23 protein-coding genes are annotated in these 23,862 nt (G+C 63.2%); 6 read left to right on the top strand and 17 right to left on the bottom strand.

The annotated features are described in order from the left end of the window. Nucleotides 1-90 precede the first annotated feature (90 nt). The 6 genes from HDE76_RS06685 to HDE76_RS06660 all read right to left on the bottom strand — a co-directional run bounded on the left by HDE76_RS06685 (nt 91) and on the right by HDE76_RS06660 (nt 7,415). Nucleotides 91-1,122: an FAD-dependent oxidoreductase gene (locus tag HDE76_RS06685; protein WP_184506197.1), complete on the bottom strand. Its 1,032-nt coding sequence runs from the start codon at nt 1,120-1,122 to the stop codon at nt 91-93. A gap of 56 nt (nt 1,123-1,178) precedes the next feature. Further along, complete coding sequence (locus HDE76_RS06680; protein WP_255481496.1) at nt 1,179-2,645, bottom strand: glycine betaine ABC transporter substrate-binding protein; 1,467 nt, start codon at nt 2,643-2,645, stop codon at nt 1,179-1,181. Nucleotides 2,646-2,668: 23 nt separating this feature from the next. Next, on the bottom strand, nt 2,669-3,436 hold the full coding sequence (locus tag HDE76_RS06675) for an ATP-binding cassette domain-containing protein (RefSeq protein WP_184506195.1): 768 nt from the start codon (nt 3,434-3,436) through the stop codon (nt 2,669-2,671). Nucleotides 3,437-3,484: 48 nt separating this feature from the next. Next, nucleotides 3,485-4,762 carry a phosphodiesterase gene (locus HDE76_RS06670; RefSeq protein WP_184506193.1) on the bottom strand — a complete coding sequence of 426 codons (1,278 nt, stop codon included), beginning with the start codon at nt 4,760-4,762 and terminating at the stop codon, nt 3,485-3,487. A 16-nt stretch (nt 4,763-4,778) separates the two neighbouring features. Continuing rightward, nucleotides 4,779-6,038: an HD-GYP domain-containing protein gene (locus tag HDE76_RS06665; RefSeq protein WP_343205673.1), complete on the bottom strand. Its 1,260-nt coding sequence runs from the start codon at nt 6,036-6,038 to the stop codon at nt 4,779-4,781. Between the two features lie 162 nt (nt 6,039-6,200). Next, a complete protein-coding gene (locus HDE76_RS06660) occupies nt 6,201-7,415 on the bottom strand; it encodes an MFS transporter (RefSeq protein ID WP_184506191.1) in 1,215 nt (404 codons plus the stop codon). 223 nt (nt 7,416-7,638) lie between these two features. Between HDE76_RS06660 and HDE76_RS06655 the strand changes: the two genes are divergently transcribed. Beyond that, nucleotides 7,639-8,670 carry an aldo/keto reductase gene (locus HDE76_RS06655; RefSeq protein ID WP_184506189.1) on the top strand — a complete coding sequence of 344 codons (1,032 nt, stop codon included), beginning with the start codon at nt 7,639-7,641 and terminating at the stop codon, nt 8,668-8,670. 40 nt (nt 8,671-8,710) lie between these two features. Beyond that, nucleotides 8,711-8,917, top strand: coding sequence for a DUF2256 domain-containing protein (locus HDE76_RS06650; protein WP_221262319.1), 207 nt, complete (start codon nt 8,711-8,713; stop codon nt 8,915-8,917). A 32-nt stretch (nt 8,918-8,949) separates the two neighbouring features. Here HDE76_RS06650 and HDE76_RS06645 read toward each other — a convergent pair whose 3' ends face one another. The 8 genes from HDE76_RS06645 to HDE76_RS06610 form a co-directional block, all read right to left on the bottom strand. Next, a complete protein-coding gene (locus tag HDE76_RS06645; RefSeq protein ID WP_184506187.1) occupies nt 8,950-9,741 on the bottom strand; it encodes an alpha/beta hydrolase-fold protein in 792 nt (263 codons plus the stop codon). A 91-nt stretch (nt 9,742-9,832) separates the two neighbouring features. Continuing rightward, nucleotides 9,833-10,213 carry a DUF4345 domain-containing protein gene (locus HDE76_RS06640; protein ID WP_184506185.1) on the bottom strand — a complete coding sequence of 127 codons (381 nt, stop codon included), beginning with the start codon at nt 10,211-10,213 and terminating at the stop codon, nt 9,833-9,835. A gap of 51 nt (nt 10,214-10,264) precedes the next feature. Beyond that, a complete protein-coding gene (locus tag HDE76_RS06635; RefSeq protein ID WP_184506183.1) occupies nt 10,265-11,479 on the bottom strand; it encodes an FAD-binding oxidoreductase in 1,215 nt (404 codons plus the stop codon). Nucleotides 11,480-11,610: 131 nt separating this feature from the next. After that, the gene (locus tag HDE76_RS06630; protein WP_184506181.1) at nt 11,611-12,411 is read right to left on the bottom strand and encodes a siderophore-interacting protein; all 801 of its coding nucleotides are present in this window, start codon (nt 12,409-12,411) and stop codon (nt 11,611-11,613) included. A gap of 124 nt (nt 12,412-12,535) precedes the next feature. Continuing rightward, nucleotides 12,536-12,736 (bottom strand): hypothetical protein, encoded by a 201-nt coding sequence (locus tag HDE76_RS06625; RefSeq protein WP_184506179.1) that lies wholly within the window; start codon nt 12,734-12,736, stop codon nt 12,536-12,538. After that, nucleotides 12,729-13,400 (bottom strand): PadR family transcriptional regulator, encoded by a 672-nt coding sequence (locus HDE76_RS06620; RefSeq protein WP_184506177.1) that lies wholly within the window; start codon nt 13,398-13,400, stop codon nt 12,729-12,731. Before HDE76_RS06620 ends, HDE76_RS06625 begins: the two co-directional genes overlap by 8 nt. Before the next feature lie 88 nt (nt 13,401-13,488). Next, on the bottom strand, nt 13,489-13,947 hold the full coding sequence (locus HDE76_RS06615) for a cupin domain-containing protein (RefSeq protein WP_184506175.1): 459 nt from the start codon (nt 13,945-13,947) through the stop codon (nt 13,489-13,491). Between the two features lie 76 nt (nt 13,948-14,023). Further along, entirely contained in the window at nt 14,024-14,704 is a 681-nt protein-coding gene (locus HDE76_RS06610) for a class I SAM-dependent methyltransferase (protein ID WP_184506173.1), read from the bottom strand. A 129-nt stretch (nt 14,705-14,833) separates the two neighbouring features. On the opposite strand from HDE76_RS06610, the gene HDE76_RS06605 reads away from it, so the two are divergent. After that, nucleotides 14,834-16,198: a DUF2252 family protein gene (locus tag HDE76_RS06605; protein ID WP_184506170.1), complete on the top strand. Its 1,365-nt coding sequence runs from the start codon at nt 14,834-14,836 to the stop codon at nt 16,196-16,198. Between the two features lie 34 nt (nt 16,199-16,232). On the opposite strand, the gene HDE76_RS06600 is transcribed toward HDE76_RS06605, so the two are convergent. After that, on the bottom strand, nt 16,233-16,988 hold the full coding sequence (locus HDE76_RS06600) for a hypothetical protein (protein WP_184506168.1): 756 nt from the start codon (nt 16,986-16,988) through the stop codon (nt 16,233-16,235). Between the two features lie 354 nt (nt 16,989-17,342). On the opposite strand from HDE76_RS06600, the gene HDE76_RS06595 reads away from it, so the two are divergent. Further along, nucleotides 17,343-17,873: a PepSY domain-containing protein gene (locus tag HDE76_RS06595; RefSeq protein ID WP_184506166.1), complete on the top strand. Its 531-nt coding sequence runs from the start codon at nt 17,343-17,345 to the stop codon at nt 17,871-17,873. 324 nt (nt 17,874-18,197) lie between these two features. Here HDE76_RS06595 and HDE76_RS06590 read toward each other — a convergent pair whose 3' ends face one another. Beyond that, entirely contained in the window at nt 18,198-18,776 is a 579-nt protein-coding gene (locus tag HDE76_RS06590) for a gamma-glutamylcyclotransferase (RefSeq protein ID WP_179479930.1), read from the bottom strand. Nucleotides 18,777-18,909: 133 nt separating this feature from the next. After that, nucleotides 18,910-20,016, bottom strand: a complete 1,107-nt coding sequence (locus HDE76_RS06585; protein ID WP_184506164.1) for an alkene reductase — start codon at nt 20,014-20,016, stop codon at nt 18,910-18,912. Nucleotides 20,017-20,383: 367 nt separating this feature from the next. Here HDE76_RS06585 and HDE76_RS06580 point away from each other — a divergent pair, with 367 nt between their 5' ends. Both HDE76_RS06580 and HDE76_RS06575 read left to right on the top strand, forming a co-directional pair. Next, the gene (locus HDE76_RS06580) at nt 20,384-20,668 is read left to right on the top strand and encodes a circadian clock KaiB family protein (RefSeq protein WP_184506161.1); all 285 of its coding nucleotides are present in this window, start codon (nt 20,384-20,386) and stop codon (nt 20,666-20,668) included. Next, entirely contained in the window at nt 20,665-23,841 is a 3,177-nt protein-coding gene (locus HDE76_RS06575) for an EAL domain-containing protein (protein WP_184506159.1), read from the top strand. Before HDE76_RS06580 ends, HDE76_RS06575 begins: the two co-directional genes overlap by 4 nt. The last annotated feature ends 21 nt before the right edge of the window (nt 23,842-23,862 follow it).

The following is a 23,862-nucleotide window of genomic DNA, read 5'->3' as shown; positions in this document are numbered from 1 at the left end:
GATTGTCAACCGAGGGCGGCATTTGGACGGCCATATGCCGCGGCACGAATGTGTTTCGTCAGACAGAACAACAGTGGCCTGGCGACGAAGTCATTCGGTGAGCAGTCTTTTCGCCACGGCGGCGGCCATTGCCGCGCCGCTTTGATAGGCGCACTCCACGCGTGCGCCAAGGCACCAGTCGCCGCCTGCGAATAGGCTCTTATCCGCGCTGGCGAGAAAGGGCTGGCCCAGCGGCTGCGTCGTCATGGCGTAGCGCCAGCGGTGCGCCTGGACGAAGCTGGCTTGTGGCAGCGCCATGCCAATGGCGCGAGACAGTTCCTGCTGCATAAGGCTTGCGACCTGCTCGGGCGTCAGTTCCAGATGCTCGGCGCTCCACTCAGCCCCCGCGTGCACTACCCAACCCTGCTGATTTCCGCCGTGCTGCGGGCGCGATGCCTGTCGTGCCATCCAGGAGACGGCACCTTCGTCGAAGCGGCGTGCGTCGAAGTCCACATCGATTGGCGCGGTAAAGGTGGCCATCAGCGTCCAGCACGGCGCCATGCTTATCGCATCGAGCGATGCTTGCATCGCCGGGTCGACCGCGAAAAGCGCGCGCGTCTGCACGGGCGGCGCAGTGCTGATCACCACGTCGTAGGATTCGGACAGCGTGCCGTCGGCAGTCCGCAGCTGCCAGCCATTCCCGCTTCGCTCCAGCGCGCTGACTGTCGTGTTGAGGTGGATGTCGAGATCCTGCGTCAGCGGTTTCAGCAGCGCGCTCATGCCGGGCGTACCGACGAACCATGCGTGATGCGCCGACGCGTCGGTGCTCAAGCGTGGCTGCCATTCCGCTGCGGCGCCGGCTTGCCGAAGCCTGTCGACAAAAGCACTGAAATCGGCCGAGCGCGTGGTGATGTACTGCGCGCCATGATCGAAGCTGTCGCCGCCATCGGTGCGTCGCGTGGCGAGGCGGCCGCCGATGCCGCGGCTCTTATCGAACAGCGTGACGGCGAGATCGTACCGCTGGAGCGCGTCCGCACAGCTGATGCCGGCCATGCCGGCTCCGATGATCGCGATACGCGGCGAGTGAGTTTTGCGGGCGTGCTGCATGCGTTGGGCCTCGATGCGAATAGCCGATGGTCGCATGCCCGACGTGCCGGTTTCGTCGTGCGGCGGGCCTGCGACATCAGCGCGCGTTACGCCTACTGCCGCGCCTGAAGCCGAAGCCCGCGCGGCGTCAGCCAGCGTTCGATGCCTTCGAACACGCCTTGCGCCAGCAGTGCCAGAATGGCCGCGGGAATCGCACCCTCGAGAATCAGGCCGATGTTGTCCAGCCGGATACCGGTGAGAATCGGCTGGCCGTAGCCGCCGGCGCCAATCAGCGCGGCCAGCGTGGCCGTGCCCACGTTGATCACCGCCGCGGTCTTGATGCCGGCGAGGATCGAGCGCGTGGCCAGGGGCAGTTCGATCCATCGCAACCGGACGCCGCGCGGCAGGCCCATGGCCGCGGCCGATTCGCGCAGTTCCGGCGCAATGCCGACCAGCCCCGCGTGCGTGTTGCGCACGATCGGCAGCAGGCTGTAAAGGAACAGCGCGGCGATGGCCGGCCAGGTGCCGATGCCGAACACTGGGATCATGAAAACGAACATCGCCAGCGACGGCACGGTCTGCAGAATGCCGGTCAGCCCGATCACCACTTGCCCCAGGCGTTTGAGCCGCGCCGCCAGAATGCCCAGCGGAATCGCCAGCAGCACGGCCAGTCCCAGCGACAGCATGACCAACTTGATGTGTTCGATGCTCGTCTGCAGCAGTCGCGCGGCGAGTCCCTTGTCGGCGCGGGTATCGGCGCGGATGCCGAGAAACGCCGCGACCACGACGTCTTCCTTCATACCATGCAGCTTCACTTTGGCGTTCATCTGCCGCATGGTGTTTTCGTCGATGCGGCCGGCGAGCTTTTGCAGCGCGGTGACGAACTGCGGCGCGCTTTGCGCAAGCGCCAGCCGATACAGATACACCGCCTCGTAGCGCGGAAAATAATGGCGGTCGTCGTCCAGCGTGCGCAGATGGTAGTAGGGAATTTCCGCGTCGGTGCTGTAGAGGTCGATCGCATCGACCGCGCCGCTGGCCACGGCGCGATACGACAGCGCGTGGTCGAGTCCGCGCACCTGCGTCTGCGGCAGAGCGTAGCGCTGGCGAATGCCGGGCCAACCGTCCACGCGATCGATGAACTCGTTGGAAAAGCCGAAGCGCAGTTCGGGATGCGCAGCCAGATCGGACAGGCGGCTGATATGCCGCTGCGCGGCTTTATCCGCCAGCATGCCCACGGCATAGGTGTTGTTGAAGCCCAGCGAATCGGTGATGCCGATGCCGAGCGGCTGCAGCCGCGCGCGCAAGGTAGGGATGTCGGCGTCGGGCGCCACGTTTTTCAGCAGCTCGTGGGTGATGGTGCCGGTGTATTCGGAATAGACGTCGATATCGCCTTGCTGCAGCGCTTTCCACAGCACGCTGGTGCCACCGAGCTCGCGCTGGTGCACGGCATCGACGCCGGCCTGCTGCGCGGTGGCCTTGGCCAGTTCGCCCAGGATCACCGATTCGGTAAACACCTTCGAGCCGATGCGCACCGGCGTCGATTGCGCAAATACGGGCACGAGCAGCAGCACCAGCAGCATCAGGCACCGACCCATCGTGCGACTCACGAACGCACCTCGGGCAGGCGACGCTGCGCTTCGACAAAGCGGGTCACGAAAGGCTCGGCGGGGCGATCCAGCAGATCCTGCAGCGTGCCGTCCTGCACGATGGCGCCGTCGCGCATCAGCACCAGCCGATCGGCGAACCAGGCCGCTTCGGCCAGGTCGTGCGTGACGATGATCACCGTCTTGCCGATCTGCGCGAAAATGCGCTTGAGCTCGTCCTGCAGCTCGTGCCGCACGATGGGGTCGAGCGCGCCCAGCGGTTCGTCCAGCAGTAGCGCGTCGGGATCGACCATCAGCGCGCGCATCAGCGCCACGCGCTGGCGCTGTCCGCCGGAGAGTTCGGCGGGATAGCGATCGAGCACATCGAGCGGCAGATGGGTGAGCGCCGCGAGTTCCTCGGCGCGCTGCTGCACGTGTTGCGCACGCCAGCCGAGATAGCGCGGCAGCAGCGCCAAATTGCCGGATAAGGTGAGGTGTGGAAACAGTCCGCCCTCCTGGATCACATAGCCGACGCGTCGTCGCAGTTCGAGTACCTTGGAGGGGCCGAGCGGCTGGCCGTCGACGCGAACCGTACCCTCATCCGGATAGTCCAGCCCCAGCAGCAACCGCAGCACGGTCGACTTGCCCGAGCCGCTGCTACCGATCAGAGCGGTGGTGCTGCCCGCGGAAAAATCGATATCGACGTGATTGAGCGCGACCACCGCGCCGTAGCGCTTGCTGGCGCGCTCGAGCGCGAAGCCGAAGCGGCGCGCCTCAGCGATGGCCACGGGAATACTCGCAGAGCGTTGGGGCAACCTTGCAAATCGCGCGTCGGCTCATGCGTCGTCCGACGCGGGCGGTTCCGCTGCCGACGGGATCGGCAGCGCCTTGAAGCGCGCCACGAAATCGGCCGCCGGCTCGGGTCGCCCCAGGTGATAGCCCTGGGCGTAGTCGCAGCCCATCTCGGCCAGCAGCTTCTGCGTGGCCTGATCTTCCACACCCTCGGCGACGACAGTCAGGTCCATGTGATGGGACATGTTGACGATGGCGCGAACCAGCTTGGCCGTCTGCATGTCGTCGCGCATGTCGGCGATCAGCGACTGGTCGATCTTCAGCTCGGTCGCGGGGAATTTACGCAGATAGGCGATCGAGGCGTAGCCGGTGCCGAAGTCGTCGATGGCGATGCCGACGCCGCGATCGCGCAGGCGAGCGAGCACCCGCAGGCTCAGTTCCAGATCGTTGACCAGCGCGGTCTCCGTCACTTCGGCGATGACGCTGGTCGGTGCCACGCCCCAGATGTCCAGCGCGTCCATCAGCTGCTCGACGATGCCGGGCTTGGAGAATACGCGCGGCGAAAAATTGATCGCAAAGGTCAGCTCGTGTGCGCCGCGCAGCGGCGCCGCGTGGCGCAGGGTGGCGTTGATGCTCCAGCGGGTCAGCGCCGAGATCAGATCGCTCTGCTCGGCGAAGGGTACGAAGTTGGCCGGCGATACCTCGCCGTGCTGCTCGCTGGTCCAGCGGGCCAGCGATTCGACGCCGGCCACGCGATGACGCTGCAGATCCCATACGGGCTGAAAATACGCGCGCAGGCGATTGGTGTCGATCGCATCGCGCAGTTCTTCGTGGACGATCTCCACCTGCTTGTCCTGCGGCTGGTAGAACGCGTACTGGTCGCCGCGGCGTAGCGCGTCGTCCAGCGCCATCTCTGCATGCCGGCAAAGCGCGTCGGCGTCGATCCCATCGTGTGGATACAGCGCAATGCCCATCAGGGCGTGGCCGTGCCAGGGCGTGGTGCCGGCATTCATCGGCAGCTCGAACGCACGGATCAGCCGCGTCGCGGCAAGCAGTGTATGGTTTTGGTGACGCATCTGCGGCAGTACCAGCGCGAAGCTGTCGTCGCCGGCGCGAAACACCTGATCCATCGGCCGCATGGATTGCTCGATCAGAACACGTGCCCGATCTTCCGCCAGCTCACCTTGGGCATAGCCGAAGCGTAGCGCGATGTCGCGCAATCCACGCACCCGTAGGATGATGACGGCGAAGCTGCCGGCTTCGGCCGCGGCCCATTCCACCTGCGTCTGGATCGCGGCAAAGAGGGCTTCCCGATTCATCATCGCCCGGGAATCCTCGTCAATGCAGAAACAGTTCGGCGGCGTTGATGCCATAGTCGCCGGAGGCAAGGCTGCGCACGATGTCGATCATGCGCGTGACGGTGCGGGCGACGTTTTTCTTGTCCTTGGATGATTTCACAGGCTCATCCTGATTCATCAGGTCGAGCTGGCGAAAATCGTTTACCGGCTGCTTGTCCGCGTCGGTGAGGATGACCACCTTCGGCCGCAGGCGCCGGACCTGATTCTGCGCCATGACTACCGCGACCTCGCCAGTGCTCAACTCGACCAGCGAGCCGGTGGGATACACGCCGAGGCATACCTGAAACTGCTCGACCAGTTCGGTCTGGAACAGCGTGTCGCGCCCGGCGTAGATCTGGCGCAGCGCCTGGTGGCGTGAGATGGCGGCGCGGTAGGGGCGCGGGCTGATCATGGCATCGTACGCGTCGATGATCGCAAGCATGCGTCCGGTGATCGGGGTGAGGTCGCCGGTCAGGCCGTCCGGGTAGCCGCTGCCATCCATGCGCTCGTGATGCGTGCGTACGATGTCGAGCACATCCTGATCGGTGATGCCCGACTGCTCGACGATTTTCATGCCGCGCGCCACATGCGACTGCAGCTTTTTCGATTGGGCCGAGGTCAGCTTGCCGGTGCCCTGCAGCAGGGACTGCGGCAGTTGGGTCTTGCCGATATCCATCAGCAGGCCGCCGGCGGCCAGGCTGATGATGGTGTCTTCGGCAAAACCCATGTGGCGGCCGAACGCCGCGGCCAGCGCGCTGCAGCCGATGGCATGGCTGTAGGAATAGCTGTCGTGACCTTTCAGACCTTCGATCCAGAAAAACGCGTCCGCACTGCGCAGTACGCTGGCGACCAGCGGACGCACGGCGTTTTCCACGTGTTCCACCGACAACTCGCGGCCGCTGGTGACGTCCTCGAAAATGCGGTCGACCATCGCGGTGGCGTTGTTGAACGCTTCGCGCGCACGGGGTGCTTCCTCGTCGACCGGCGCCGTGTCCGCGTATTTGATCGTTCCGTCGAAGCGCGATTCGTCCAGCCGCGTGCGGGTGAGCGTCGTGGGTCGTTCCATCGATATCTGCCGGTGCGCGTCGATATAGACGTATTCGCACAGCTCACGGATGGTGCCGAGATCCTCCTCGGTCAACAGTTCCACACCCTGCAACGGGTACGAGGTTTCTTCCCAGGGTCGGTCCAGCCGGCACACGAACATGCCAATGTCCAAATCGGCGACGGCCATGCGCCGCTCTTCAATCTCAGAGGCCACGCGTTGCACCATCCCCATCAAGTCTGCTGCGCGTATTAATAGCGTATTTCGCCGACCTATGGAGTGAAGACGGCTACACGTACGCGATGTGTGCCGTCGATGCGCTGTCGATCGGCAGGCCGGCACGGTGTCATGGACGAAATGCTCAGCCGCTGGCAACGCTCAGGGGCGTTCCGACCGTTTTTTCAACATCAGCGTCAATGCCACCGCGACCACGGCCGCCAGCGCGGCGAAACCGTAGACGCGGCTGAAGCCCATGCCCGACGCGATCCATCCACCGAGCGGTCCGACGGCGACCATGGCGACATCGAGAAAGACCGAGAACACGCCGATCGCCGCGCCGCGGCTGTTTTCCGGCACGCGGTTGACGGCCTCGACGCCAAGGGCCGGGAATACCAGCGAAAACCCCAGCCCCGCCACGGCGGCACCGGCGGCGGCCAGGCCCATATCGCTGGCCAGCCACAGCATCGCCAGGCCGACGGCTTCGACGGCGAACGACACCATTGCCACGCGGTAGCCGCCGACGCGGCCGATCATCGTGCCGAACACGAAGCGCGTGCCGACAAACATCACGCCGAAGATGCTCAGCGTCAGCGCGGCGCCGGTCCAGCCGTGTGCGAGGTAGAGCAGGGTAATGAAGGTCGCGATGCAGCCGAAGCCGAGCGAGCCCAGCGCCAGGCCGATGCCGTGCGGCAACACACGTGCGGCTACGCTGCGGATCGACGCGCGTTCGCCAGCGGCGACCGCGGTGGCCCGCTTGCGTCGGGCCAGCGGAAAAGCGATCACCATCATGCTCAGCGACACCGCACCGATGGCGGCGAAGCCGAAACTGTGCGCGATCAGCACGCCGAGCGGCGCACCGGCGGCGATGGCGCCGTAGGTTGCCACGCCGTTCCAGGAAATCACCCGCGCCGTATGCTGGTGCCCGACCTGGCCCATGCCCCAGGCGATGGCGCCCGTGCCCACGCAGCTTTCGGCGCAGCCCAGGGCCAGTCGCGCGATAAGAATCAGGCCAAGGCTCAGCGCCGGCACCGCTACCGCCAGCGCACCGAGCATCAGCAGCAGTCCGCTGACGCCGCACATCACCAGCCCGGTAAGTACCGTGCGTTTCGGACCGAGGGTGTCGGCCATATGCCCGGCGCGGGCGCGGCTGATCAAGGTGGCGACGTACTGCATGCTGATCGATAGCCCGGCCACCACCGCGCCGAAACCGAGCGTGCTGTGCACGAACCCGGGCAGTACCGCCAGCGACAGGCCGATGGTGAGATAGGTGAAGAAGGTGAACGCCACCGTGCTGAGAATCGGACCGATCACGCTGAAACGGCGCGGCTGGGCGCTCGCATGGGAAACGGAGGGGGCGTAGGAGGCGTCTGGCATGTCGCACGGAGGAGTGATGGCCCTGCGTTGCGCAGGTGGTTGAAGTTTACGCTTCTATGACGCAACGCAACATGAAAGAAAAGTCATCCGTGCCCGTAGCCCTTGCTTCCCGCGGCGGGCGAACGCATGGTGATATGACGGATTAGAGATGGCGTGTTTGCTTGTCCTTCGCCAGCAAGTTTGGATCTCTCCGTTTCCGTCCCCCCAGCAAAAAGGAACCCCCATGGATTACAGACAACTCGGCCGCTCCGGCTTTCGCGTGCCGGCACTCAGCTTCGGCACCGGCACCTTCGGCGGCAAGGGCGAATTTTTCCAGGCCTGGGGCAATACCCAGGTCGAAGACGCCAAGCGGCTGATCGACATCTGCCTCGAAGCGGGCATTACGCTGTTCGACAGCGCCGACATCTACTCCGGCGGCGCGTCGGAAGAAGTGCTTGGCGCCGCACTGAAGGGGCGCCGCCATGAGGCGCTGATTTCGACCAAGGCCACGTTCCGTTCCGGCGACGGCCCCAACGACGTCGGCTCCTCGCGCTTTCATCTGATCGAAGCGGTGGACGGCGCGCTGCGCCGGCTGCAGACAGATCATATCGATCTGTTCCAGCTGCACGGCTTCGACGCCATGACGCCGGTGGAAGAGACGCTGTCCGCGCTGGACGATCTGATCCGTGCGGGCAAGATTCGCTATATCGGCTGCTCCAACTTCTCCGGCTGGCATCTGATGAAGTCGCTTGCCGCGGCCGATCGCCACAACCTGCCGCGTTATATCGCCCATCAGGCCTATTACTCGCTGATCGGCCGCGACTACGAGTGGGAGCTGATGCCGCTGGGCGTGGACCAGGGCGTCGGCGCCGTGGTGTGGAGTCCGCTCGGCTGGGGCAGGCTTACCGGCAAGATCCGTCGCGGCGAGCCGCTGCCGGCGAATAGCCGCCTGCACAAGACCAGCGAGGCCGGCCCGCCGGTCGACGATGAATATCTCTACACGGTGGTGGATGCGCTAGAAGCCGTGGCGAAGGAAACGGGCAAGACGGTGGCCCAGGTGGCACTAAACTGGCTACTGCAGCGTCCGACTGTGGCCACCGTGGTGATCGGTGCCCGCGACGAGGCGCAGCTGAGGCAGAATCTTGGCGCCGTCGGCTGGAACCTCACCGCCGAGCAGGTTGCCACGCTCGATGCCGCGAGCAAGCCGGTCAAGGCCTATCCGTATTGGCATCAAACCCAGTTCGGCGAGCGCAATCCGTCGCCGGTTGCCGAATAGTCTGGACGGCTAGACGTCTATCCAACAAGGCGCGGTATCGATGCCGCGCCTTGCTGGTCATTTCACTCCTTGGCATAGCCATCCGAGCATGAAGAAAAGCGAGCTGCCCCGCAAAATCTGTCCGGTCTGTCGGCGGGAGTTTGCATGGCGCAAAAAATGGTCGCGCGACTGGGATCAGGTGATCTATTGCTCGGATGCCTGCCGCAAGGGCACGCCGCGCGGCAAGATTCTGTCGATCGACTTCTGAGCGTCGGCGTCGCCGGACAAACCGCATTGAGCCTAGTTGTGCGCGTGCGTCGGAGGCGTTTCGGCGTCGCGCGAGGCATCCTGCAGCAACTGTGGCGCAGCCACTTTCCACGTCTGCCAGTTGTGCCCGCCCGGGACCATCAGCACATGAGAGCTGCGCAGGGTCGGGGACATCAGTTCGATCTCCTTGCGCAGGCGGTCGTGGTCGCCATAGCCCAGCCAGACATGGCGGCCCCTGGCCGGATCCACCGACCAGGTTTTCAGATAGCGCCATAGCTCTCGCTGCCAGGTGTTCGGCCCCAGCGTTTCGGCGGGTCCGGGGTTCCATGGTTCCAGGCCGCCCGCGGCGGCGATCTCTTTCGGCACGGTGCTGTCGCCCAGATAGGGCGCCAGCAGAATCATGCCGTAGATCTCGCCCGGATAATCGCGGTCGTAGGTCAGCGTGCCCATGCCGCCCAGCGAGGTGCCGGCCAGCCAGATTTGTTCGTAGCCATGTTTGAGCGCGGGCAGCATCACTTCGTTATGCAGTCGCAGTGTGGCGTGACCGTCGAGGTAGTACGCCATGGTGACGGCGGCAAGCTCGACGTCGGCATCGGGCCATTCGCGCTGGATGATCTGCGCGATACCGCTTTTCTTCAGCCCGTCCAGATCGTCGCCGCGGCCGGGCAGAAACACCACCAGCCGATGCGCAGTTTGCGGTGCGGGCACGAAGGCGGTAGGAATCGGTCGGGTAGCGTTGCCGATGGGGTAGCACCCGCTCAGCAAGACCAGTGCGAACAGCAGCGCCCAATGGCGAACGCCGAGCCAAAAAATGCGTGTTTTCATCAGAAGTAGTATTTCCGCACGGTTGTCGGCTTTCGCCGTTCGCGCAGCGGGTATGCCGAGAAAGTCGCGATTGCCCAGGTGCGGGCGTCGATCAAACCGCATGGCGCTGTGCCAGCCACAGCGCGATGGCGAGCACCAGCAGCGTGGTCTCCAGCGCGCCGGTACCCAGGGTCAAGCTCTGCACGGGCCAGTATCGGGCCACGCTGATCCAGCGAAAGATCACCAGCGGTGCGTACAGCGCCAGTGCGAGAACGATGCCGGTACGATGCAACTCCGGCCGCCATGCCAGCCACGCGAAGATGATGCCGAGGCCCAGCTCCATGCCACCGTAGACGGTGACATATTCGGCCATGCCGCCGTTGTTGAGCGAAAGAAAGCCGATCGACTTCGACGTCGCGCTGGCCTTGACCGTACAAAGAATCGCGAAGATGCCGTAAATCGCAGCGTTCACCCACAGATAAATCGCATTCATGGCATTCCTCAGGAGTCCGTAGAAAAAATATCGGGTGTGGCGGCCGCTCGCTCAGCGATCCAAACGATCAAATGAGAACAGCGCCGCCAGCGGATGTTTGCGGCGCTCGATCAAGGCCCGGATCAGCCCCGCCCCCAGCATGCTGTAAGTGATGCCATTGCCGCCATAGGCCATGGCAAACTGTGCTCGCGGACCGTGCTGCGCATGCGCGCCGAAAAACGGCAGGCCGTCCTCGGTTTCGGCAAAGGTGCCGGCCCAGGCGAAGGCGGGTTTCAGCTCGAGGCCGGGAATCGAGCGTGCGACTTTCTGTACCAGTCGCTGTGCTTTCTTTTGCACGCGCGCGTCGCGGCGCGAGGGAATATCGACCGCGTCGTCCTCGCCGCCGACCAGCAGCCGGCCATCGCCGGTGCTGCGCAGATAGAGATATGGCCGCGCCGATTCCCACACCATCGTTTCGCCCAGCGCACCCAGCGTATCGGCATCGAGCGGATCGGTGATGAAGGCATAACTGCTGCGGTTGTCGGCTACGTGCTGATCCAGCCAGTGCTGGCTGGCGTAGCCAGCGGCGAAAACGACGTGACCTGCACGAATCTGCGCGCCCTGGGCCGTGTGCAGGGTGACGCCGCGGGCATGCGTTTCCAGGCGTTCGATGCGCGTGCGGTCGAACACGCCGGTTCCGCGTTTTTCCAGCCGCGCCAGCAGGCGATAGGCCATGCGATACGGATCGATCCGCGCCGCCAGCTGGCTGAGAATCGCTCCCGGCGCGCGGATGCCGTAATCCGCCATCAGCGCCTCGGGCTCCAGCCAGCTCACCTCGAATCCGTGTTTCTTGCGCAGCGCCATTTCGTCGCGGACGTCCGGCACGTGGTGACGTCGGCTGGCATAGTAGACGCTGTGCATGCGGGCGAAATCGACGTCGCGGATATCGCCCGCAAGCGACTGCAGCTGATGGATCGCGTCGGCGCAGGCGCGATAGGCGAGGGCGGCATCGTCTTCGCCATAGCGTTTGGCCAGATCGATCATCGGCGTGTCGATTTCATATTGCAGCAATGCGGTGCTGGCAGCGGAGCTGCCCCAGCCGACGTCACGTTCTTCCACGACCACCACGTCGTGACCGTGGGCAGCCAGTTCGTCGGCGATCAATGCGCCGCTGATGCCGCCGCCAATCACCGCCACGTCGCAGCGCACGTCCTCCTGCAACTGCGGAAAGGCGTGCATCAAGCCGTTCTTGATCGCCCAGAAGGGATAGCCGCTTTTCAGATCCATGCGCTTCGCTCGCTGTGGCCGCAACGAAAGCGTTGCAGTGACCGGCGAGCTTACGACGACACCATGTATCGGCGCGGTGATCGCACGACGGGCCGTGACGATGAGACGACATCGAGCTGTCGCATCATGGATCAGCCATCGTCATCGGCATCGTCCGCAGCGGCCTTCCAGTAGCCTTTGGCTTTTACCCATTCCTTCGGCACGTGGCGTTTCTCGCTGAGCCAGATTCGCATGGCGCGGGCGCGGCGCGATTCGGTGGCGATCCAGTAAAAGGTGTCGCCCGATGGCGTGGGCAGCCGGCGCAACGCCTGTTCCAGCAATTCGCTGCGATCGGCCGGCTCACCGTTGCGCTCCAGCCAGACGATGTTGACCTGGGCGGACGATGGCAGCAGCTGGCGATCGTGCGCGTCGGGGATTTCCACCAGTACATCGGCGCGCATGGTGGCTGGCATTTCACCCAGCCAGCGCCCGATGGCGGGTAGTGCGGTTTCATCGCCGATCAGCACGTAGTGGTCGAAGTCGCTGGCGACCAGGAACGAGCCACGCGGGCCGCCGGCGCCGATGCGCTGACCCGGCGCGGCTTGCGCCGCCCACAGCGAGGCCGGGCCGTCGCCGTGCAGTACGAAGTCGATCGCCAGTTCGTTGCGCGACGCATCGTGGCGACGCGGGGTGTAATCGCGCATGGGCGAGTATTCGCGACCCGGCGGATATTCCGGCCCGTTGTCGCCCATCACCGGTGTCACGATCTCGCCGGCGCTGTTCGGGAAAAACAGTTTCACGTGATCGTCCGGCGACGCGCTGACGAAACCGTCGAGCTCATCGCTGACGAAAACTACGCGCTGCATATGCGGCGTCAGTCGCTCGACGCGCTGTACCTGCAGCGTGCGAAATTTGACCGGGTGGCGCAGCATTTGATGGGTATGAGTAGTCATCGGCAAAATCCCGTTGTTGAAAAGAAAGGGTGCCGGCTGGGCTCTGGATCATCCCGCATGTCTGGATGACCAAGCGTTGGCGATGGCAAGATGTGTGAGTTGAGCGGCCCTGAATCGATGCCGATCAGGCGATACGGTAACCGACGTGTTCGGCGAGGGATCGCAGCACCTCGAAGGTGGTGACTGACGATGGACGAGCGGTGACGGTGTTCGCCGTTGCCGTCGGCTCAGCGCGTGCTTCTGTAAGGCCGAGCTTCGCCAGATCGTGCAAGAAGCTCTGCACCTGCTGCGCCATGGCGAGCGCGTCGCCGTGCGTTTCAGTCACGGCGCTCCCCGCTGGCGATGTCGCTGGCCGCGCGGTCGAGTATCTCGGCGATGCGCTGCGCCTCGGCCTTGCTCCAGTCGCTGCCGCGCATCAGCAGGGCGTGCTTCAGCGCATGCATGGCTTTGCGTACCGCCATCGGCGCGGCCATCTTGGCGGCCATGCGGGCGCTGTGTTCGGTGCGCGCGGTGACGGCGTCCACCGCCTCGCGGTTTTCGTCGAGATAGACGCGGCCCGCCGCGGTGATGGCGTAAAGCTTGCGGCCGCCCTGTTCGTTGGTGACCTCGGCGTAGCCCAGTTCTTCCAGCATGGTCAGGGTGGGATAAATCGCGCCGGGGCTGGGCGAATACTGGCCGTGGAACATGTCCTCGATAATGCGGATCAGCTCGTAACCGTGGCGCGGTTGCTGCTCGATCAGCGCCAGCAGCAGCAGCTTGAGATCGCCGTGACCGAACATCCGGCCGCCACCGCGCCGGCCGCCGCCGCGCGCTTCGCTGAAGTCCGCAAAGAAGTCGCCGCCGCCGCGGCCACCGAAACCGCGGCCGGCGTGCCGCTGATGCCGATCCCCCTCGTCGCGGCCCGGTTCAAAGCCGAAGGCGTGATGCAGGTGGTCGTGCTGGTGATGACGGGAATGAAGTGCATGGAAAAGAATATGGCGCATGCGCATAAAGGGTTCCGATATATCGTTAGAGTGCATCTAAGATATATCGCAAGTGTATCTAAAGCAATACGCAGGCATGTGGCTCCAGCTGCGGTCAATCGGCGCGAGGGTAAGGCCGACCGTCCTTGTGCGAGTAGTCGTCCCGATCGGCACGCAGATCGATATCCGGATAGATGCAGACATCGCTGGCCGAGCGACTGCCGATGTCGAGGCATATCGCCATCTCGCTGCCGCGGTTGACCATATGGTGGCCATTGGGAATATTTTTCGGAAAGGCTGCGCAGTCGCCGGCTCGCAGCAGCTGTTCACCGGCATCGGTGACCAGGGTCAGTTCGCCGGATATCACATAGACGAACTCGTCTTCCTCGCTATGCCAGTGGCGATGGCTGGACCACGCGCCCGGCGGTAGCTTCGTCAGGTTGACCCCAAAGTCGGTCAGGCCACCGGCGCTCGCCAGCGCCTGGCGGGTACGGCCAGCGATTCGTTCGGCAAACGGCGCCGGATAGTCCGAGCCGCTGCGTATCGGGATGATGGACAAATCCAGTTTGGGCATGAGCTGCAGTTCCGAGGCAGAAGTCTTGAACGATTTTTGAAGAAACGACGTTACCGCCGGCGCGCTCCGGTCGGCGTCAAAGCATGTGCGCGATAAACAGAATCGACGCGGGCTTCCCGGTGTTGGGATGCATCGGTTCGCGGATTTCTTCCAGATGCCATCCGTTCGCCGTAAAAAGCCGAACCCAGCTTTCCAGTGTGCGGAAATACCACGGCGCCGGTCTGACGAAGTCCCCGCTGAAGCCAGCCCAGGAGCCGGGCCGCCAGCCGTCGACATAGGGTTGATTACCGCAGGCGATCAGCGGGTGCAGCGTTTGCACGACCAGCGTGCCGCCGGGATGCAGCAGCGATTTCACCGCGACGAAGAGGTCATCGACAGATTCGTTGCCGATCAGCGAGAAATTGCACACGACGAGATCGACAAGAACGTGGAGTTTCCTCGACGACAGTTCTTCATACGCCGCCACGCGAAACTCGCCACCGCCAGCTTTTTGTGCCTGCTCGATCAACGCAGGCACAACGTCAACGCCGATCACCGAAATGCCTCTGGCCGACAAGGCGCGGGCCAGCCATCCCTCGCCGCAGCCAACGTCCAGCACCGAGCGAGGCGTGTTCGAAACGATGGCATCGACAACGGCGCGGTCGGTAACCAGGCGACGGCTCTCGATATCGCCATCGCGCACCGCTTTCGTCCACGGCGCGGCATTGGCGTGCCATGCCTCAATGATTTCCGCGTCGCTAAGCAGTTCGCGATTCATGCCGCCCTTGGTCCGCTATGCCGAAAGTGGAGACGAAGCCGATGGTTCCACACCGTCGCCCGAGTGTCATCAAGACCTGCTGCAATCATCCCGCTGCAATCATTTTTTCAACGACGGAGGCAGTGACGCATGATGATCAAACTGAAACGCCTGATCGGTACACTCGCCGTCGCCATGCTGCTGGGCACGGGCGCACAGGCCGCCACGTCGCGGCCCAGCTTTGTCGTCAACGACATCTACAACTACAACCACCCGTACGCGGCCACGGACAGCGGCGATCTGGCGACCAAGATGCAGCTGATGAGCAGCAGCGCGTTCTCCTTTTATCGCGGTACCGCCGATATTTTCTATCGCGATACCGCGACGCTTCCGGCATCGAGCTTTACCTCCAGTGCTACCGGATTCACCTGGATCGGTGGCGACGCGCATCTTTCCAACGTCGGCGCACAGCGCGACAGCAGCGGCATGGCGGCGTTTTCAACTGATGATTTCGATGAAGGCTATCTTGGCCAGTACGTGTGGGATCTGCGCCGCGCGGCGGTGAGCATGGTGCTGGCCGGTCGCGAGAACGGCTTGTCCGACAGCCAGATCACCACCGGTATCAATGCGTTTGTAGCGGCTTACGTGACCCAGATCAACAGTTTCGCCAAAGGCAACGGCGAGGCGTCCTTCCAACTCACCACCGGCAACACCAGCAGCGTTGTGAAAGACACCATCTCCGATGCCGACGATGGCTCGCGTTCGGATCTGCTGTCCAAATACACGACCAGCAAGAACGGGGTACGCACTTTTCAAAATGCCGCCGATCTCGTGGCGGTAAGCAGCGCGACTTATACCGCCATCAGCAACGCTATTGGCAGCTACATCCAGACCATCTCTTCCTCCAAGCGCTACGCGGCCGGTTATTACGCCATCAAAGATATTCACCAGAAGCTCGGATCGGGCACGGGTAGCCTCGGGCGCCTGCGTTACTACGTGCTTATCGAGGGGCCGTCGACATCGACGTCGGACGATGTGATTCTGGAAATGAAGCAGGAAGCGTCGAGTGATGTTGCGCTGGCTGCGCCCGGTCAGCTGCCGGCTTCCGTGTACGGTTCCAACGAAGGCGAACGTGTGGCGCTGACCAATAAGGCGCAGCTGCTCAATACCGATGTGCTGGTCGGTTACACCACGATCGACGGCGCGCCGTACTACGTCCACGAGAAGTCGCCGTACGAAGAAGACTTCGATTACACCCAGCTCACCAGCAGTTCCAAGTTCACTACCGCGATGACCTACATCGGTCGGGCGCTGGCCAGTGCTCACGCGCTGGCGGACAAGGATTACAACCCGGCGATCGTGCCGTACGACATCGATGCGCAGATCAGCGCCGTAGCCGACAGCAGCGGGCTGCAGACCGAGATATCGAGCTTCGCCTTCAGCTATGCCGATCAGGTGAATCTGGACTGGCAGGCCTTTGTGTCGGCGTACAAAGCCGGTACGCCGCTGTACTGATCGCTTCTTGCAGGAAGCTTTTGGCCGCGGCGGTCTACTTCGCTTCTTCCTTCGTGATGGTTTCCCACTCGTGCAGGCAGATGCGGCACTGGTTGTAGTGGCGTACCGTAGCCGTGCGTTCGCGACCGGGTTCGGTCAGGCTCAGAAAACCGGCGCTAGCGCGCGAGCGCCGACCAAGTCGGCGGGAGGCAGGCTCCGATGTTTCGCTGGTGAGCTGGCGCCGATCGATCTCGACTCGAGCAAACCAGTGATGACAGCTGGGGCACTTGCCGCAGACGTTGGTGAGCATCTGCCATAACAGGATCGACGCAAACAGCACGCCGCCCAGAAACCACAGTGTGTTCCAGTGCGGCGTCGGGCCGATCGGCGACGCCGGGCCTGCCGCACGCTCCAGCCGTTCGCCGGCGCTGGCCGTTTCCTCCGGCGGCGCGGCTGCGATGGTGGCGGATGGGCTCAGCAGTTGTGCCGGTGCGTGCCTGAGGAAAAGATGTTTGACCGGTGCGGCGGAGGCGGTTGTGGTGGCCGAGGGTTTGGCGATGACCGGTAGCCTGGCAAGGTAGGCGTCGCGTTCGCGATAGGCCGTCGTGAGGCACGCCAGGTTGCCATTGCAGCGGTCGCGGACGCGGGTCCATTCCAGCTGACTCTGCTTTACGCCCAGACCATCGGCGACGCGCGGGTAACGCTTGTCGATGCTGGCGGCGAGTTCACGCAAAGGCTCCGATGCGCACACGGCGCGTTCGGAATGGTTCAATGCGTTGCTGGCGCAGTCGATCGCCTGGGCTGAGGCCACGCCGGACATTCCCCCAAAAAACAGTGCAAGAAACGCAAGTCGCCAAAACGCCATAGTTCACCCCGATGGTCGGCTTGGCGTATCCCCATATCGCCGGGCCGATGGCAGAATCTACCGGCTTTTCGACCCGAGTGGTTGAAATGGGCGCACGAATGATCGGAATCCGTTGCCGGCGGCGCGTTTGCCCGCCACCGGCAACGATCGGAGGCGGCCATCGGAGGCCGCTGTCATCGTCGAGTCGCGGTCGTCGTCAAAAAGCGGTGTCGGCAAAGCCTGACGTTGTCGAAGATGGGTCGGTGCAGCGGCCCGAAAATAATGGCATCGTTGCCACTCCGGTTTTTTCGCAAAGGTTTTATGTCGACGAATCATCGTTTTCTCAAGCTCTCCCGTACGGTTCATTTGTATCTAGGCGTATTCATGGTGCCGGCGCTGCTGTTTTTTGCCATCACGGGTGGATTGCAGACTTTCAGCCTGCATGAAACCACGCGCGGCAGTAGCTATACGCCGCCGGCGTGGCTGGCTACGTTGGCGCTGCTGCACAAAAAGCAGACGACCGTAGCGCCGGTACGCAAACCGCGTCCGCAGGAAACCGCAGCACCTGCTGCAGCGTCTGCCGTCGCTGCGTCGAGCGCAGCGTCATCGACGAATGGTGTCCCGGAAACCCGCCTGGCAGGTCCCTCGGTTGGGCCATCCGATCGCGACAGCGGCCGGCCGAAGAAAAACCTGCTGCCGATGAAACTATTTTTCGCGCTGGTTGCCGTCAGCCTGTGTCTGTCCACGCTGACCGGGCTTTACATGGCCTATCGCTACAGCCGCAAGCCGGTGCTGGTTACAGGCATTCTCGTAGCGGGCATCGTGGTGCCACTGCTGCTTTTGCTGTTTTGACTGAAAAAGGCGGCGCCATGGAGGCGCCGCCTTTTTGACGATTCAAGTCATCGTCGTCGGTGCTTCGAAGGGCATCCGAACGGCGGCGGTACGCACCAACGCGCGCAGGTGATCAGTCGATCCACGTGGACGTCGACGACAAGGATAGTTCCGGTGTTGATCTCTTCTTGAAACGCACGGCCAATGTCAGCCCGAGCGGTGGAACGGCGACGGCCGTTGGGCCGAGCGGCAAGTGTCGGTGCCGCGGCCAAGGCCTACGCCAGAAACGGCAGCCAGGAGTCGTTGCGCGTGCGGGCGAGAGCCTGCTGACGGCCGACAGGCGTATCAGTTCCCCGCCTGCTCGATCAACCGCACCAGCTCACGCTCGATATCGAACACGTGCGGATCCTCGGCATCCATCTGCCGCAAGGCATCGGCCAGCTGCAGCAGGTAGTCCCGATTCGGGCCGCTGGGCCCGGTGGAACGGGCGATATGTTCGGCGATATCGCGTTCGGACGCGGCGCCCAGGAAGGCGGCATTTTCTTCGGTGGCGATATACACCAACCCTTCGAGCTCGCGGCCATCGTCCAGGCTCAGCGTGGTGACGAAGCGCAGATAGCCGTTTTTTTCGCGCACGTCCAAATGCTCGAGCGCGTCGGGGGTGATCAGGTAAGCCATGCCGACGCAGAGGGCGTCACGCTGGGGTATCAGCGTGACCACGCGACCGGGCGAATCGGGCGTGCCGCGGTGATCGTGCGAGCCCTGCCAGAATCGGCGTACCCAGTGGTGGATCGAGGCGGGCCGTCGTTCGAGATAGGGAAAATCGGCCTTGTAGATCAGCGAGCCGTAGCCGAACAGCCATACCGCGTCGTGACCGTCGAAGTGGTTCATTTGCTGGTTGATGGCGACGGTATCGATGATCACGTTCGGACTCGTTCGGCGATGCTCCGATTATGCCGGCTCGCGAATGCGACGGTCGCGGCACAATGAAGAAAGGCCGGTCGAAACGGACCGGCCTTCTGCCTCGGGAGCTGTAGCGAACGATTTTCCGGCGCGATCAGTCGAGTGCGGGGTAGTCGGTGTAGCCGCGCGCATCGCCGCCGTAAAAAGTGCTCTGGTCCGGCTTGTTCAGCGGCGCATCTTCGCGCAGGCGCCGCGGCAGGTCGGGGTTGGCAAGGAACTTGACGCCGAACGCGATCATATCGGCCCGGCCGCTGGCCACGGCATCGATCGCCATTGCACGGTCGTAGCCGTTGTTGCTGATCCACACGCCCTTGTACGGCTTGCGCATCGCGGCGTAGTCGAACGGCTGCGGTTCGCGATCGCCGCCGGTTTCGCCCTCGATCACGTGGATGTAGGCGAGATTCAGCGGGGCGATGCGTTCGACCGCACGGTTGAAGAGCGCCTGCGGATCGCTGTCGGACACGTCGCCAAACGAGGTCAGCGGCGACAGGCGCACGCCGGTCCGGTCGGCGCCGACTTCCTTGGCCACGGCTTCGCACACTTCGAACAGCAGCCGCGTGCGGTTCTCGATGCTGCCACCGTAGGCGTCGGTGCGTTTGTTGCTCTTGTCGCGCAGGAACTGGTCGATCAAGTAACCGTTGGCCGAGTGCACTTCCACTCCGTCGAAGCCGGCTTCGATCGCATTGGCGGCTGCCTTGCGATAAGTCTCGACGAGTGCCGGAATCTCGCTGAGTTCCAGCGCGCGGGGCATCGATACATCGACAAAACCGTCGGCGACGAAGGTCTTCGCCTTGGCCTGGATGGCCGAAGGCGCTACCGGTGCGGCACCATTGGGCTGCAATGAGGTATGCGAGATGCGTCCGACATGCCACAGCTGCAGCACGATGCGGCCACCCTTGGCGTGCACTGCCTCGGTGACCCGCTTCCAGCCTGCGATCTGCTCGGGCGAATGGATGCCCGGTGTGGCGATGTAACCCTGGCCCTCGGGACAGATCTGCGTGGCCTCGGCAATGATCAGGCCCGCACTTGCGCGCTGCGCGTAGTAGGTAGCATTGAGCTCGGTCGGCACATTGCCTTTGCCGGCGCGATTGCGGGTCAGTGGCGACATGACGATACGGTTGGGTGCTTCGATGCTGCCGACGCGAATCGGCTGAAACAGCGCGTCGACAGTCGCGTCTTGGGAAGCGGTATGAGCGTTCATGGAATCTCCGAGGGAAATGACAGGCCATCGTGGGCGATGGCAGCGAAAGCGCGATGGTACGCCGGTGCGCCGTTCACACCGCGTAAAACTCCGCAGCTGCTCGGCCCAGCGTCGCTGTGCCGGGCGGCACCATGGCGAAGAACTGTCGCGGCATCGATCCACCGCTCAAAATAAACGCACGACCGGCTTCAGTTGCAGGTCCTCGCGCAGGCCGCGAGCGGCTCGCTACGATGCCGACGATTTTTTCCTTAACGCCGACATCCATTCAATTAAGGTGATATAAGGATTTCGCAAGACCAAGGACGGTGGTGGTCAGCTGTGTCACGGATATGACGCCATGGGAGCGGATTGCTTGAGCGAGCACGCCATGATCGCCTCTGATGTTTTCAGGTTTCAATTATTCGTCGCCGGCGATGCGTTTCATTCGTCGCAGGCGATCGCCAACTTGACGGCATTGTGCGTCGACTACTTGCCTGATCGGCACGACATAGAAATCGTCGACGTGTTTCGCCACCCTGATCACGCCAGCTCAGCGCGGGTCACGCTGACCCCGACGCTGCTGAAGCTGTTTCCGTTGCCGGTCATCGCCATCGTAGGAACCTTGAGCGACACCGGCGCCGTGCTCGAAGCGCTCGGCCTGGATGCCTCATGACAAAGCGGCCAGTCCGTGGCGCGGTGGATGCCGATGCGGCGGAAGAGCTGGTCCGACTGGCGAGCGTGCTGTGCCAGACCGACACCCGTCTCGACGAACTGACCAGCCACGAGATCGATTCGGTTCTCGACGAGCATGGGCACGTCTTTCTGCTTCGCCATGCGCAGACCCACTTGCGTAAAAACGAGGCGGCGAAGCAGGCCGCCATCATCAATGCGTTGCCTGCGCATATTGCCCTGCTCGACGCGCAGGGCCTTATCGTGTCGGTCAACGAGGGCTGGCGACGCTTCGCCGGTGCCAGCATGCTGCACAACCCGGGCTGGGGCGTGGGCTTGGACTATCTGCGCATCTGCGACGAGGCCAGCGTCGCCGATGCGCCGGCGGGCCACGCTATCGGCGCCGGTATACGGGCGGTCCTCAGCGGTAAGGAGAAACTATTTTCCATCGAATATGCGTGCCTGAGCGGGCGCGAGCAGCGCTGGTTTCTGCTTACCGTCACTCCGCTCGTCTTGGATCGGCCGCTCGGTGCCGTGGTGATGCATATCGACATCACCGGCCGGCGGGTCAGCCAGCAGAATCTGTTCGACAGCGAGTCGCGATTTCGTCAGATGGCCGAGACCATCGACGATGTTTTTTTTCTCTCCGACGCCAGCGGCACGCTGATGATCTATGTCAGCCCGGCGTTTGAGCGCGTCTGGGGAAGAACTCGCGAAAGCCTCTATGCCGACCCGCAATCCTGGATCCGATCGGCGCATCCCGAAGACCGCCCCGACGTCGCCCGGCGCTGGGGCGACGTCGGCCACGCCGGCTTCGATCATGAATTTCGCATCGTGCGCGCTGACGATCAGGTGCGTTGGATCCATCTACGTGCCTACCCCCTGCTCAACGAAAAAGGCGTGGCCTACCGTATCGCCGCTGTCGCCACCGACATCACGCCGCGTAAAGTGGCGACGCGCAAGCTGCGCGAGAGCGAGCGCCGTTTCAGCGATCTTTTGCGCGATGTGCATCTGGCTTCGGTCATGCTCGATGTGCATGGAACCATTACCTTCTGCAACGACTATTTTCTGCGATTGACCGGCTGGGAGGCCGGGCAGGTCATCGGTCAGAACTGGTTCGAGCGCTTCATTCCGTGGCAGTACAACGGCGATAAAAACGCTTTCTCGCGGCACCTGGCCAAACAACTGGAAAGCTGGCAGCGAGAGAACCAGATCGTCACCCGGTCCGGCGAGCGCAGGCGCATGCGCTGGAGCAATTCGCTGTTGCGCTCCGAAGAGGGTGAACTGATCGGGTCGGCGAGCATCGGTGAAGACATCACCGATCAGCACGCGGCGGAGTTGAAGATCAGGCATCTGAACCGCGTGTATGCGGTGTCCAGCGGCATTGGCGGCTTGATTCTGCGCGGGCTCGATCGAGACGAGCTGTTTCGGGAGGCATGCCGCGTGGCGGTGGAGGCGGGCGGCTTTCGGATGGCATGGATCGGCATGATCGACGCCGAAGGCACTCGCATCGTACCGGTCGCGTCGGCCGCCATGAGCGAGGAGCATCTGCAGGAGATCACTATGCGCCTGCGCAAGGCTGAAGGTCTGTGGCTGGGAGAAACGCCTGCTGCGCGAGCGATCCGCGAGAGGAGGCCGATTGTCACGAACGATCTGCAGTCGAACACGACGACTACATCGGGACACCGCTACCGCCGTTATGGCATCGGATCGGTAGCGACGTTTCCGATCATCGTGGATGACGCAGCGATCGGCATGTTGTCCTTTTACGCCGACGAAACCGATTATTTCCATGAGGAGGAGATGAAGCTGCTCGGGGATCTTAGCGCCGAGATAGCCTTCGCGGTCGACCACATCGGCAAGGCGCAAAAGCTCAATTACCTGGCCTATTACGACAGCCTGACCGGCCTGGCCAACCGCGCTCTCTTTCTCGAACGAGTGGCCCAGTATGTGCGCAGCGCGATCGATAGCGGCCATCGACTGGCGGTGTGGCTGATCGACATAGAAAGGTTCAAGAACGTCAATGACATGCTTGGCCAAGCGGCCGGTGACGCGCTGTTGCGGCAGGTCGGCAAATGGCTGACGCGCAGCGCTGGCGACGTTCACCTGTTGGCGCGGGTAGGTCCGGATCTTTTTGCAGTGGTGTTGCCGGTGATCAGGGAGTCCGGCGATCTCGATCGACTGATCGAGAAAAACCTCGACGATTTCACCGGGCATTCCTTCCAGATCAATAACAGCGTACTGCGCCTAGCGGCCAAGGTCGGCTGCTCGAAATTTCCAGACGACGGGGTAGATGCCAACGTTTTGCTGCGGCATGCCGAGGTAGCACTGAAGAAAGCCAAGATACGTGGCGAGCGTTATCTCTGGTATCGGCCGCAGATGAGCGAAAAGTTATCGGCTCACCTGATGCTCGAAAGCCAGCTCCGTCTTGCGCTGGAGCGGAATGAGTTCGTGCTGCACTACCAGCCTAAAGTCGATTTGTCGCATCGCATGCTGACCGGAGCGGAGGCGCTGATTCGATGGAACCATCCGCGCCGCGGTCTGGTCGCGCCGTCGGAGTTCATTCCTGTACTCGAGGAAACCGGGTTGATCCATCAGGTGGGCGCTTGGGCGCTCCAGCGTGCGATGAAAGACTTTCGGCGCTGGCGCGACAGTGGGCTCAGGGCCGTGCCCATCTCGGTCAACGTCTCGTTCATCCAGCTGCGCAGGCGCAGTTTCGTCGAGGAGGTCGCGCAGCTTGTCGGCAGCGGACTGAATGCCGCCGACGGACTGGAGCTGGAAATCACCGAAAGCGTGATGATGTCCAGCGTCATGCAGACCATCGATACCTTGCGGGCGGTGAGAGGGCTGGGCGTAAAAATCGCCATTGACGATTTTGGCACCGGTTTTTCGTCCCTCAATTATCTGTCGCGACTGCCCGTGGACATCCTGAAAATCGACCGTTCGTTCGTCAACGACATGACTACCGGGCCGCAGGGCATTGCCGTGGTGACCACGATTATCGCCCTGGCAAAATCGCTTCGATTGAAGCTGGTCGCCGAAGGTGTGGAAACCGAAGAGCAGGCGCGCCTGCTGACCGAGCACGGCTGCGATGAGATGCAGGGGTTTCTCTTCAGCCGCGATTTGCCGGTGGATCTTTTCGAGGCGAAATTCCTGTGTGATGAAGCGCCAGCCTGAGTTGGCAAGTTGCCCCGCCAC

Source organism: Rhodanobacter sp. ANJX3, from assembly GCF_014200755.1.
Classification (GTDB): domain Bacteria; phylum Pseudomonadota; class Gammaproteobacteria; order Xanthomonadales; family Rhodanobacteraceae; genus Rhodanobacter.
The sequence above is the reverse complement of the archived record's forward strand: the minus strand, read 5'-3'. Positions and strand labels throughout refer to the sequence as shown.